Source organism: Nocardioides sp. (assembly GCF_047607185.1).
In the GTDB taxonomy this organism is placed as follows: domain Bacteria; phylum Actinomycetota; class Actinomycetes; order Propionibacteriales; family Nocardioidaceae; genus Nocardioides.
Genome location: NZ_JASGDQ010000078.1, coordinates 16911 through 28619 on the forward strand (window position 1 = coordinate 16911; position 11709 = coordinate 28619).

Annotated in this window: 11 protein-coding genes; 1 reads left to right on the plus strand and 10 read right to left on the minus strand. The window is 70.7% G+C overall.

Annotation, left to right across the window (positions count from 1 at the left end):
* Nucleotides 1-95 precede the first annotated feature (95 nt).
* Nucleotides 96-809 carry a spermidine synthase gene (locus QM595_RS09155; protein WP_415171239.1) on the minus strand — a complete coding sequence of 238 codons (714 nt, stop codon included), beginning with the start codon at nucleotides 807-809 and terminating at the stop codon, nucleotides 96-98.
* Nucleotides 802-1635: a hypothetical protein gene (locus QM595_RS09160; RefSeq protein ID WP_415171240.1), complete on the minus strand. Its 834-nt coding sequence runs from the start codon at nucleotides 1633-1635 to the stop codon at nucleotides 802-804. The genes QM595_RS09155 and QM595_RS09160 overlap by 8 nt, the downstream gene beginning before the upstream one ends.
* A gap of 67 nt (nucleotides 1636-1702) precedes the next feature.
* Between QM595_RS09160 and QM595_RS09165 the strand changes: the two genes are divergently transcribed.
* A complete protein-coding gene (locus QM595_RS09165; protein ID WP_415171241.1) occupies nucleotides 1703-2572 on the plus strand; it encodes an A/G-specific adenine glycosylase in 870 nt (289 codons plus the stop codon).
* Nucleotides 2573-2628: 56 nt separating this feature from the next.
* Here the strand turns inward: QM595_RS09165 and QM595_RS09170 are convergent, their stop codons facing one another.
* The 8 genes from QM595_RS09170 to QM595_RS09205 form a co-directional block, all read right to left on the minus strand.
* Nucleotides 2629-5169, minus strand: coding sequence for an ATP-dependent Clp protease ATP-binding subunit (locus tag QM595_RS09170; RefSeq protein WP_415171242.1), 2541 nt, complete (start codon nucleotides 5167-5169; stop codon nucleotides 2629-2631).
* A gap of 323 nt (nucleotides 5170-5492) precedes the next feature.
* Nucleotides 5493-5816 (minus strand): histone-like nucleoid-structuring protein Lsr2, encoded by a 324-nt coding sequence (locus QM595_RS09175; protein WP_415171243.1) that lies wholly within the window; start codon nucleotides 5814-5816, stop codon nucleotides 5493-5495.
* 72 nt (nucleotides 5817-5888) lie between these two features.
* Nucleotides 5889-6662: a type III pantothenate kinase gene (locus QM595_RS09180; protein ID WP_415171244.1), complete on the minus strand. Its 774-nt coding sequence runs from the start codon at nucleotides 6660-6662 to the stop codon at nucleotides 5889-5891.
* A complete protein-coding gene (gene nadC / locus QM595_RS09185) occupies nucleotides 6659-7570 on the minus strand; it encodes a carboxylating nicotinate-nucleotide diphosphorylase (RefSeq protein WP_415171245.1) in 912 nt (303 codons plus the stop codon). The genes QM595_RS09180 and nadC overlap by 4 nt, the downstream gene beginning before the upstream one ends.
* A complete protein-coding gene (locus QM595_RS09190) occupies nucleotides 7567-9234 on the minus strand; it encodes an L-aspartate oxidase (protein ID WP_415171246.1) in 1668 nt (555 codons plus the stop codon). The genes nadC and QM595_RS09190 overlap by 4 nt, the downstream gene beginning before the upstream one ends.
* A 42-nt stretch (nucleotides 9235-9276) precedes the next feature.
* Nucleotides 9277-9690 (minus strand): aspartate 1-decarboxylase, encoded by a 414-nt coding sequence (panD, locus tag QM595_RS09195; RefSeq protein ID WP_415171247.1) that lies wholly within the window; start codon nucleotides 9688-9690, stop codon nucleotides 9277-9279.
* Nucleotides 9690-10571, minus strand: coding sequence for a pantoate--beta-alanine ligase (gene panC / locus QM595_RS09200; protein WP_415171248.1), 882 nt, complete (start codon nucleotides 10569-10571; stop codon nucleotides 9690-9692). Before panC ends, panD begins: the two co-directional genes overlap by 1 nt.
* Nucleotides 10568-11497, minus strand: coding sequence for a Rossmann-like and DUF2520 domain-containing protein (locus QM595_RS09205; RefSeq protein WP_415171249.1), 930 nt, complete (start codon nucleotides 11495-11497; stop codon nucleotides 10568-10570). The genes panC and QM595_RS09205 overlap by 4 nt, the downstream gene beginning before the upstream one ends.
* Nucleotides 11498-11709 lie beyond the last annotated feature (212 nt).

Consider the following 11709-nt stretch of genomic DNA (forward strand, 5'->3'; position numbering starts at 1 on the left):
TTGGCCTCCCGCCAGGGGGCCATTAGCGACCTCTCAAGGGGCAATCAGGGACTACTCGAAGGGCCATCAGAGACTTCTCGAGGGGCCATCAAGGACTACTCGGCGGAGCCGCCACCGAAGGAGTCCGACACCTTCGTCCCCGTGAAGATCCGGTACGACGACGGGGCCGGCGCCCCGAAGGGCTCACCGAGGGCCGGGCCGGCGACGACCAGCAGGTTGCCGGGTCGCCGCGCCTTCAGGGTGGCCGGCTCGATGCCGATCACCACCTCCGCGAAGACAGCGCGCAGCCCCGCGACCGCGTCCCGGACCCGCGGGAACGGCGCGGCATCGGTCAGGTTGGCGACCAGCACGCCGGTCTCGCCCAGCACCCGCCGTACCTCGGCGAAGAAGGCCAGTGACGTTAGCTCGGCCGGGACCACGCCGCCGGCGAAGGCGTCGAGGATGAGCAGGTCGGCGGAGTCGGGCGCCAACGCCGCGACCCCGGTCAGGCCGTCGATCTCACGAACCCGAATGCCGCTGCGCTTGGGCAGCGGGGCCTCGGCGCGGACCAGTGCGACGACCTCGGCATCGGGCTCGAGCACGATCTGAGAGGACCGCGGCCGAGTCGCGGCGACATAGCGCGGCAGCGTCATGGCCGCTCCCCCGACGTGGACGACGCGCAGCGGTCCGGTCGGCAGTCGGTCGATGACATCGCCGATGCGACGTACGTAGTCGAAGACCAGCCGGGTCGGATCGGCGAGGTCGACCGCCGACTGCTCCATGCCGTCGAGGGTCAGCACGAAGAGGTCGGGCCGGGAGCTCTTAGCCAAGGTTGGCGCGCTTCTTGCCCTTCTTCTTGGCCTTCGTGCCCTGGCTCGGCGTCGCCTGGGCCGTCGCCGCAGGGTCGGCCGGGTCGGTCGCCGCAGCAGTCGCCGCAACGCTCGCCGCAGCATCGGTCGCGGCCGAAGACGGCGAGTCATGGGGGATGGTCAGCTCGAACTGCAGGTCGGTGGGCTCACCCCCGAGCGGCGAGACGGTGACGTGGTAGAAGCCCGGCAGCGCCCAGGCGGTGTGCTTCGAGCACTCCTCGTCGGAGCGCCGGGCGTTCCACTTGATCCCGACGGTGGTGTCGGTCTCCCGACGCAGCACCAGCACCTGGTCGGGCACCGCCGTGGCGCAGTCGATCGTGGACCAGATCCGGTCCTTGCCAGAGGTGATGCGCAGTTGCACCGACTCCGGGCTGATCTGCCACAGGCAGGAGTTGGCGATCTCGGTTCGCAGCGTGAGGTTGACCAGGACCGGCTTGGTGGCCTGGGGGTCGGGGACGCTGGGCGCGATGATGACGTCGTCGTCGGAGCACTTTCCAGTCGGGGCCGGCAGCTCCGACGTGGCCGGCGCGGTCGGGGTGGCCTCTGGAGTGGCCACCGGACTGTCCACCGGGGTCTCCACCACGGTGGCCGACTGGGTGGGCGCCGACGGGCCGTAGGTCGCTCTCGTCGTCGCCGAGACCGGTGCCCCCTTCTCGGCCGCCTCGTTGCCGCTGCCACCGAACAGCCGGATAGCGCCGGCAACGAGGAGCAGCACGATGGTGAGCAGCACGAGACGACGACGCCAGTAGACCGAGGCGGGCAGTCGCCCACGGGTCAGCGTCGTCATGCGGTCAGGGTAGGAGGCATCACCCTGGCGGTCGGGGTGCCACACCGAGGAGGGCAGAATCGGGCCTGTGCACGGGAACATCCACGAGGCGATCCTGGGCTGGTACGACGTCCACCAGCGTGACCTCCCGTGGCGGCGGCCGGAGGCCGGGCCGTGGTCGGTGATGGTCAGCGAGTTCATGCTGCAGCAGACCCCGGTCGCCCGGGTGCTGCCGGTCCACGAGGCGTGGCTGACCCGCTGGCCGACGCCGGCCTCGCTGGCGGCCGAGCCCTCGGGTGAGGCGGTGCGTGCCTGGGGCAGGCTCGGCTACCCGCGCCGGGCGCTGCGACTCCACGCCGCGGCGGGTGTGATCGTCGAGCGGCATGGCGGCGAGGTCCCGGCGGAGTACGACGACCTGATCGGGCTGCCGGGCGTCGGCGACTACACCGCTGCCGCGATCGCCTCGTTCGGGTTCGGCCGCCGGCACGTCGTACTCGACACCAACGTGCGCCGGGTGTTCGCGCGGCTGCTGGCCGGCGAGGAGCTGCCGGCGCCGAGCGTCACCAGGGCCGAGCGGGAGTTGGCCGCCTCGGTGCTGCCTGGCGAGGAGACCGCGGCGGTGTGGTCGGTGGCGGTGATGGAGCTGGGCGCACTGGTCTGCACTGCGACCGCGCCGAGCTGCGCCGACTGCCCGGTGGTCGCCGAGTGCGCCTGGTATAGCGCCGGCCGGCCGGCGTACGCCGGACCAGAGCGGAAGGCACAGACCTGGGCCGGCACCGACCGCCAGTGCCGGGGTCGGCTGCTGGCGGTGCTGCGCGACGCCGACGGCCCGGTCCACAAGCGCCGCCTCGACCTGGTCTGGGACAAGGTCGAGCAGCGCGAGCGGGCACTGGCGGGGCTGCTGACCGACGGGCTCGCGGTCCAGGTCGGCCCGCAGACCTACGCGTTGCCCGGGTAGTTACGAGACGGCGCCCCGGGACCCGCTCGGGTCCTGGGGCGCCGTCTTGGTGAGGCCTACTCCGCAGGCGGGGTGTCCAGCTCGATCTCGCCGACGCCGGCCGCCTCCAGCGGTGGGGCGTCGGGCAGCGCCGAGACCTTCTGGCCGGCGAAGGTGAAGGTCCGCGACGGGCCCTCGCCCTCCACGTCGACCAGCACGATCTGGCCGGGGCCGACCTCGCCGTAGAGCATCTTCTCGGCGAGCACGTCCTCGATCTCGCGCTGGACCGTACGACGCAGCGGCCGGGCACCCAGCACCGGGTCGAAGCCCCGCTCGGCGAGCAGCTCCTTGGCAGCGGAGGTCAGCTCGAGGCCCATGTCGCGGTCCTTCAGCCTGACCTCGACGGCGGCGATCATGTTGTCGACCATGTTGATGATCTGCTCCTGCGACAGCGGCGGGAACACGATGATCTCGTCGACACGGTTGAGGAACTCCGGGCGGAAGTGCTGCTTGAGCTCGTCGGCCACCTTCGACTTCATCCGCTCGTAGGAGCCGGCCGCGTCGTTGGCCTGCTGGAAGCCCAGGTTGACCGACTTCGCGATGTCCCTGGTGCCGAGGTTGGTCGTCATGATGATGACGGTGTTCTTGAAGTCCACGACCCGGCCCTGGGAGTCGGTCAGTCGACCCTCCTCCAGGATCTGCAGCAGGCTGTTGAAGATGTCCGGGTGGGCCTTCTCGACCTCGTCGAAGAGCACGACCGAGAACGGCTTGCGGCGCACCTTCTCGGTGAGCTGGCCGCCCTCCTCGTAGCCGACATATCCGGGCGGCGAGCCGAACAGCCGCGAGACGGTGTGCTTCTCGCCGAACTCGCTCATGTCGAGCTGGATCAGCGCGTCCTCGTCGCCGAAGAGGAACTCCGCCAGCGTCTTGGACAGCCAGGTCTTCCCGACGCCGGAGGGGCCGGCGAAGATGAACGAGCCACCGGGGCGCTTGGGGTCCTTCAGTCCGGCACGGGTACGACGGATGGCCCGGCTGAGCGCCTTGACCGCCTCGTCCTGGCCGATGACGCGCTTGTGGAGCTCGTCCTCCATCTTGAGCAGCCGGGTGGACTCCTCCTCCGAGAGCTTCACGATCGGGATGCCGGTCGCCACGGCCAGCACCTCGGCGATCAGCTCCTCGTCGACCTCGGCGACCTCGTCCATGTCGCCGGCACGCCAGGCCTTCTCGCGCTCGGCCTTCTTGAGGATGAGCTGCTTCTCCTCGTCGCGCAGCCGGGCCGCGGCCTCGAAGTCCTGACCGTCGATGGCGGCCTCCTTGCGGGCGCGCACCTCGGCGATCTTCTCGTCGTACTCCCGCAGGTCCGCGGGTGCCGTCATCCGGCGGATCCGCAGCCGGGAGCCGGCCTCGTCGATGAGGTCGATGGCCTTGTCGGGCAGGAACCGGTCGGAGATGTAGCGGTCGGCCAGCGTCGCCGCGCTCACCAGCGCCTCGTCGGTGATGGTGACCCGGTGGTGCGCCTCGTAGCGGTCGCGCAGGCCCTTGAGCATCTCGATGGTCTCGGCGATCGACGGCTCGGGCACCTGGATCGGCTGGAAGCGACGCTCCAGCGCGGCGTCCTTCTCGAGGTACTTCCGGTATTCGTCGAGCGTGGTGGCGCCGATGGTCTGCAGCTCGCCGCGGGCCAGCATCGGCTTCAGGATCGAGGCCGCGTCGATGGCGCCCTCGGCGGCGCCGGCGCCGACGAGGGTGTGGATCTCGTCGATGAACAGCACGATGTCGCCGCGGGTGCGGATCTCCTTGAGCACCTTCTTCAGGCGCTCCTCGAAGTCACCGCGGTAGCGGGAGCCGGCGACCAGCGCACCCAGGTCGAGGGTGTAGATCTGCTTGTCCTTCAGCGTCTCGGGCACGTTGCCCTTGACGATGTCCTGGGCCAGCCCTTCGACGATGGAGGTCTTGCCGACGCCGGGCTCGCCGATGAGAACCGGGTTGTTCTTGGTACGCCGCGAGAGCACTTGCATGACCCGCTCGATCTGCGGCTGGCGGCCGATGATCGGGTCGAGCTTGCCCTCGCGGGCGTCCTGGGTCAGGTTGCGGCCGAACTGGTCGAGCACCAGGCTCGAGCTCGGTGCGTCGGAGGAGCCGCCGGCGGTGGCCGCCGCCGACTGCGCCGACTCCTTGCCCTGGAAGCCGGAGAGCAGTTGGATGACCTGCTGGCGGACCCGGTTGAGGTCGGCGCCGAGCTTCTGCAGCACTTGGGCGGCGACGCCCTCGCCCTCACGGATCAGGCCGAGCAGGATGTGCTCGGTGCCGATATAGGAGTGGCCGAGCTGCAGCGCCTCGCGCAACGAGAGCTCGAGCACCTTCTTGGCTCGTGGGGTGAAAGGGATATGCCCCGACGGCGCCTGCTGACCCTGGCCGATGATCTCCTCGACCTGAGCGCGCACCGCCTCGAGCGAGATGTCGAGGCTCTCCAGCGCCTTGGCGGCGACACCCTCACCCTCGTGGATGAGACCGAGCAGGATGTGCTCGGTGCCGATGTAGTTGTGGGAGAGCATGCGGGCCTCTTCCTGGGCCAGCACGACCACCCGACGGGCTCGGTCAGTGAACCGCTCGAACATGCGCATCGCTCCTCAACGAACTCGGGCGCTCCCCGCGATCTGTGGAGAGGTCCTGTCAGGAGTTACAACCCCCGCGGACAGCCTACGCGTTCCAGGTAACAGCCAGGTTCCCGTCCGCCAATAGCGAACAGCGGGCCAAGAGCGGCCCGCGCTGACAGGGGTTCGACCGCGCCGGAGCCCGGATGGCACGAACGGCAAGCCGGGACCCACCCGCCAGCCGAGCGGTCGCCAATTGCTCCCGAGGAGCGAGGCAGGGAGGTCAGTTTGCGACCGCTCGGCGTCCCAGGCGTGTCAGTTTGGGGCCACTCACCGCGCTTTGGGCGTCAGTTGGCGGCCTCGAAGGCGGCGCGGACGTCGGCGGGGATCCGGCCGCGCTCGGGGACGTCGAGGCCGCTGGACTTCGCCCAGGCACGGATCTCGGCGGCGGGGGTGCCGGTGGCGGAGACAGCGCCCTTGCGGCTGCGACGGCCACCGCCGAGCTTGCGGCCATGGCCGATGTAGGCGGCCAGCGCCTCACGCAGTTCGGCGGCGTGAGTGGCGTTGAGGTCGATCTCGTAGGAGGCGCCGTCGAGGCCGAAGGAGACCGTCTCGGTCGCGGCGGAGCCGTCGAGGTCGTCCTCGAGGATGATCTGGACCTTCTGAGCCATATCTGCATTCCTTGCTGGAAATCGGGAACAGGACCAGACGGGATCATCGCACATATTCCACACGAATAGCGATTAGAGGTTGCGCGTGTACACCATTTCCAGGCCCTGCAGGGTGAGCCAGGGCGCGTGCTGGGTGAAACAGCGGCACTCGCCGATGACCAGTCCGGCGAGATAGCCGGTGGCGATCACCTCGACTTCTCCGACCGATTCGCCGAGCGCGTCGATCATTCGCGCGACAAGCCCCTCGACCTGTGCCGCGACACCGAAGAACAGACCTGACTGCAACGCCTCGACGGTGTTCTTGGCAATCGGCGAGCGGGGCCTGGTCAACTCGACCTCGCGTAGCTGGGCGCCGCGCCGACCGAGGGCCTGGATGCCGAGCTCGATGCCCGGGGCGATGGCGCCGCCGACGTAGGCGCCCTTGGCGTTGACCACGTCGAATGTGGTGGCGGTGCCGCCGAAGTCGACGATGATGCAGGGCCCGCCATAGCCGGTGAGCGCGGCGAGCGCGTTGCAGATGCGGTCGGTGCCCACCTCTCTGGGGTTGTCCATCTGAATGGGGATTCCGGTGCGAATACCCGGCTCGACGACAACGTAGGGGGCGGCGGAGAAATGCCGTGCCAGCATGTCACGCCATTCGTGAAGAACAGCCGGCACCGTGGCACACACGACAATGCCGTCGATCCGGTCGAGCCAGTCACCGACCAGGCCACGCAAGAGCACCGCCCATTCGTCGGCGGTGTTACGCTCATCGGTCGCCACTCGCCAGTCGGCGCTCACCTCGCCGTCGGCGACGATTCCCAAGATGGTGTGACTGTTGCCGATATCGACGGCGAGCAAACTCATGGCCATGCCTCGTCGAGGTCAAACCCGATGTCAAACACCTTGACCGAATGTGTCAGTGCGCCGACGGAAATGAAGTCGACGCCGGTCTCGGCGACCTCCCTCGCCCGTTCGTAGGTCAGCCCACCGGATGCCTCGAGGCTGGCGCGGCCGGCGGTGATGGCCACCGCCTCGCGCATCACCTCGCTGCTCATGTTGTCGAGCATGATGCGATCGCAGCCTGCCTCGAGCAGGTCGCGCAGCTGGTCGAGGTCGGTCACCTCGACCTCGACCGGCAGGTCGGGGTACGCCGCCCGCACGGCCTGGTAGGCCGGCACCACTCCCCCCGCCGCGATGACGTGGTTGTCCTTGACCAGCGCCATGTCGGAGAGCGAGAAGCGGTGGTTGAGGCCGCCGCCGCAGCGCACCGCGTACTTCTGCAGGGCGCGGTAGCCGGGCAGCGTCTTGCGGGTGTCGAGGACCTTGGCGCGGGTGCCTGCCAGGGCCTCGACCCACCGCGCGGTGGCCGTGGCGATACCGGAGAGGTGGCAGGCGAAGTTGAGCGCGGTGCGCTCGGCGGTGAGCAGGCCGCGAGTCGGGCCGGCGACCCGCATCAGTACGTCGCCGGGAGCGACCTTGGTGCCGTCGGGGACTCTGTCGGTGATCGTGACGTCGTCGCCGAGCACGTAGCGGAAGACCAGCTCGGCGATGCCGAGGCCGGCCACGACGCCGGCCTCCCGGGCCGCGAAGTCGCCAGCGGTGCGGGCGTCGGCCGGGATGGTGGCGTCACTGGTGACGTCGGCGCCGGGCAGGTCCTCGTCGATGGCGCGCGCGATGTCGTCGTACAGGTCGGCGACCTCGATCCCGGCGTCGGCGAGCTCGGCGACCAGGCCGGCAGGCAGCTCTTGGTAGTCGGGGCGAGCGGGGATCACGCGAGTCCTCCGTCGGTGGCGGGCGAGGCGGTGAAGACCACGGTGGTCTCGCCGTCGGCCATGGTGGTGTCGAAGTGACCGGCGAAGTGCTCGTCGTCGCGCTCGGGGAAGTCCTCACGCCAGTGCGAGCCGCGGGTCTCCTCACGCCGGGCGGCCGCCTCGGCGAGCGCGGCTGAGACGGTGAGCAGGTTGGTGGTCTCCCAGGCGTCGTGGTCGATGACCTCGGCCGGCACCGTCGCCAGCTTGTCGAGCACGGTGGCGGCCTCGGCGATGCCGGCGACACCGCGCAGCACGCCCACTCTGGTGGTCATCGCCTCCTGCAGCTCGCGGCGGACCGCGCCGGAGACCAGGCCGACCTCCCTGGGGTCGTCAGCGACCGGGGCGGCCCAGGGCCGGAGCTCGCCGGGAAGCACCTCGGCGATGCGCCGGGAGAAGACCAGACCCTCCAGCAGCGAGTTGGAGGCCAGCCGGTTGGCGCCGTGGACGCCGGAGCAGGCGACCTCGCCGGTGGCGTAGAGCCCGGGAAGGCTCGACCTGCCCCACAGATCGGTGTGGACGCCGCCGGAGGCGTAGTGGCACGCCGGCGCGACGGGAATGAGGTCGGTGAGCGGGTCGACGCCGTGGCTGCGGCAGGAGGCCAGGATGTTGGGGAAGCGGTGCTCCCACTCCTCCTTGCCCAGGTGACGAGCGTCGAGCCACATGTTGGGGTGGCCGGTCTCGATCATCCGCTTCATGATCGCCTTGGAGACCACGTCACGCGGGGCCAGGTCGGCGAGCTCGTGGACGCCCCGCATGAAGCGCTCGCCGTCCCAGTCGACGAGGAAGGCGCCCTCACCGCGGACCGCCTCGGAGATGAGCGGCTGCTGGCCGTGGGAGTCGGGGCCGAGGTACATCACCGTGGGGTGGAACTGGACGAACTCCAGGTCCCGCAGCCGGGCGCCGGCCCGCAGCGCCAGCGCCATGCCGTCGGCGGTGGAGACGGCCGGGTTGGTGGTCTGGGTGAAGACCTGGCCGAGCCCGCCGGAGGCGAGTACGACGGCCCGGGCGTGGACCGCGCCGACGCCGTCCGGCTGCCCGTCGCCCACCACGTGCAGGGTCAGGCCGGCGACGCCGCCGTCCTCGGCGAGCAGCAGATCGACGGCGAGGGCGTGCTCGACGAGGGTGATCTCGGGGGCGGCCCGGACCGCGGCGATGAGAGCGCGCTGGACCTCGGCACCGGTGGCGTCGCCGTTGGCGTGGGCGATCCGGTGCCGGTGGTGGCCACCCTCCATGCCCAGGGACAGCGTGCCGTCGTCGCCCTTGTCGAAGTTCGCGCCCCAGCTGATCAGCTCCCGGACCGCGTCGGGGCCTTCGTTGACCAGCACCCGTACGGCGTCGAGGTCGCAGGCGCCGGCACCGGCGACCAGGGTGTCCGCCTCATGCTGGTCGGGGCTGTCGCCGGGGCCGAGCGCCGCCGCGATGCCGCCCTGGGCCCAGTTGGTGGAGCCGGCCGCGAGCACGTCCTTGGTCACGACGGCGATGGTCTCGACACTCCCGCGCAGTCGCAGCGCGGCGGTCAGCCCGGCGATGCCGGAGCCGACGATGACGACATCGGCCCTGGACATCCAGCCCGGCTCCGGGGCGGCGAGACGGCCGGGGAGCCGTCGGGTGATCTGTGATGTCACCTGCGGAGACTACCGCTCAGCAAGAGAAGGATCGGCGGCGCGTCACCTGACGGCCGAGCCGCTCAGCAGCCCGCTCCCGGCAAGGGCCTCGGCAGGGTCGCTGCCGAGGCTGACCACCCGGTTGTCGGCGTCGACGAAGACGACGTGGGGGCGCAGCTCGCGAGCCTCCTCGGTGGTCATCTGGGCGTAGCCGATGAGGATGACGAGGTCGCCGGGGTGGACCAGGTGGGCGGCGGCGCCGTTGATACCGAGGACGCCGCTGCCCCGCGGCCCGGCGATGGTGTAGGTCTCCAGTCGGGCGCCGTTGGTGATGTCGACGATGTGGACCAGTTCGCCGGGGAGCAGGTCGGCGGCGTCCAGCAGGTCCTGGTCGACGGTGACGGAGCCGACGTAGTGGAGGTCGGCCTGGGTCACGGTGGCGCGGTGGATCTTTGACTTCATCATGGTGCGCAGCATCAGAATCTCAGCTCCATGTTGTCGATGAGCCGGGTGGCGCCGACCTTGGCGGCGACCAGGATCCGGCCCTGGCTGCCAGGCTCGGGGTGGTCGGCGATCTCGCCGAGGTCCGGGGCCCGGAGGGCGAGGTAGTCGAGCTCGATGCCCGGCTCCCCCTTCAGGACGCTCTTGGCGGCCCGGCGGGCCGCGGGAACGCCGTACGCCGCCCGCTCCTGGGCCGCGCGCAGAGCCCGGCTCAGGGCGGCGGCGGTCTGCCGCTGATCGGCGGTGAGGTAGCGGTTGCGGCTGGAGAGCGCCAGCCCGTCGGGCTCGCGCTGGGTCGGCGCGCCGATGATCTCGATGCCCAGGTTGAGGTCGGCCGCCATCCGGGTGATGAGGGCGAGCTGCTGGTAGTCCTTCTGCCCGAAGACCGCGACGTCGGGGCGGACCAGGCCGAAGAGCTTGGCGACGACCGTCAGCACGCCGCGGAAGTGGCCTGGGCGGGAGGCGCCCTCGAGGATGTCGGCCAGGTCGCCGGGGGTGACCGTGGTCATGGCGGTACCGAGGCCGCCGGCGTACATCTCCTCGACGGCGGGCGCGAAGACGACGTCGACGCCCTCCTTCTCGGCGATGACGAGGTCGGCGTCGAGGGTGCGCGGGTAGCGATCGAGGTCCTCACCCTCGCCGAACTGCAGCGGGTTGACGAAGATGCTGACCACAACGGTGTCGGCGTGCTCGCGGGCGAGCCGCATCAGCGAGGCGTGACCCTCGTGGAGGGCGCCCATGGTGGGCACCAGCGCGACCTGGCCGGCACGCTTCCCGAGGAAGGTGGCGAGCTCCTCGCGGGTGCTGGCCAGCACCGGCTCGGTGCCCAGTGTCGGTGACTCGACGTGAAGGCTCACGCCCACGCGCTCCGGTCGAGCACGTCGTCCCAGTCGCCGGCGGCAGCGCCGTCGAGCACGTCGCGCAGCCGGGCGGCGCGGATCGGCAGCAGCCTGCCATCGGCGACCGCGCGGTCGAGCGTGGCGCGGGCCATCGCAAGATAGGACGGCAGCATCGTCGGGGCGTTGCTGCGCAGGTCCTCCAGATGGGCGGCGACGGTGCCGATGTCGCCGCGCACGATCGGACCGGTGAGCGCGGCGTCGCCGGACTCCAGGGCGTTGTCGAGCGCTGCCTGCAGCAGCGGCCGGAGGGTGCCGGCCGGGTCGGTGGCACCGGCGGCGGTGAGGATCTCCATCGCCTCGCTCACCAGCGTGACGAGGTGGTTGGCGCCGTGGGCGAGCCCGGCGTGGTAGAGCGTGCGCATCTCCTCGGGCACCCACATCGGCCGGCCGCCGAGGTCGGCGACCAGCCGCTCGGCGAAGGCCCGGTCGGCGGTGGCGGCGGTGAGGCCGAAGACGCAGCCCACCCCAGAGATCGGGCTCAGCCGGTCGAGGTCGACCGCGGTACCGGTGAAGGTCATCGCAGGGTGCAGCGCGACCACGTGCGCGCCGGCGCCCTTGGCCGGCTCCAGGACGGCCAGCCCGTGGCGGCCGCTGGTGTGGACGACGTACTGCCCGCGACGGATGGCGCCCGAGGCGGTCAGCATCTCGACCACATTGGCCAGCATGTCGTCGGGGACGGTGAGCAGGAGTACGTCGGCGGCGCGGGAGACAGCGGTCGGCTTGGCGACCCGGACGCCCGGGAGGAGGTCGGCGATCCGGCCTCGCGAGGCATCTGACTCACCGGCAACGGCGGCGATCTCGTGGCCGGCGCGCCGCAGCGCGGCGGCCAGGACGGCACCGACGCGGCCAGCGCCGACGACACCGATCTTGAGGGGAGCGTCCATATCTCAGCCTTTCCGTTCCAGTCCCTCCGACCACCCCGGTGACGGGGCCGGTGTGGGTACCGGACGTGCTCGACTAGTGCAACGAGGACGTTACGCGGGCGCTTCCCGGGGGTGAACCGGAAGCCGGTGTGACGTGCACAACAGGCCGAGTCGGCAGAAGTGCAGGTCCCACAACGCCCGAGTCGGCAGAAGTGCAGGCGAGGTCGCCTGCA

What these genes read in the sequence shown, in the direction of transcription:
- QM595_RS09160 (WP_415171240.1), bottom strand. Translation starts at nt 1,635, where the DNA reads ATGACGACGCTGACCCGTGGGCGACTGCCCGCCTCGGTCTACTGGCGT.
- QM595_RS09170 (WP_415171242.1), bottom strand. Translation starts at nt 5,169, where the DNA reads ATGTTCGAGCGGTTCACTGACCGAGCCCGTCGGGTGGTCGTGCTGGCC.
- QM595_RS09175 (WP_415171243.1), bottom strand. Translation starts at nt 5,816, where the DNA reads ATGGCTCAGAAGGTCCAGATCATCCTCGAGGACGACCTCGACGGCTCC.
- QM595_RS09180 (WP_415171244.1), bottom strand. Translation starts at nt 6,662, where the DNA reads ATGAGTTTGCTCGCCGTCGATATCGGCAACAGTCACACCATCTTGGGA.
- panD (WP_415171247.1), bottom strand. Translation starts at nt 9,690, where the DNA reads ATGCTGCGCACCATGATGAAGTCAAAGATCCACCGCGCCACCGTGACC.
- QM595_RS09205 (WP_415171249.1), bottom strand. Translation starts at nt 11,497, where the DNA reads ATGGACGCTCCCCTCAAGATCGGTGTCGTCGGCGCTGGCCGCGTCGGT.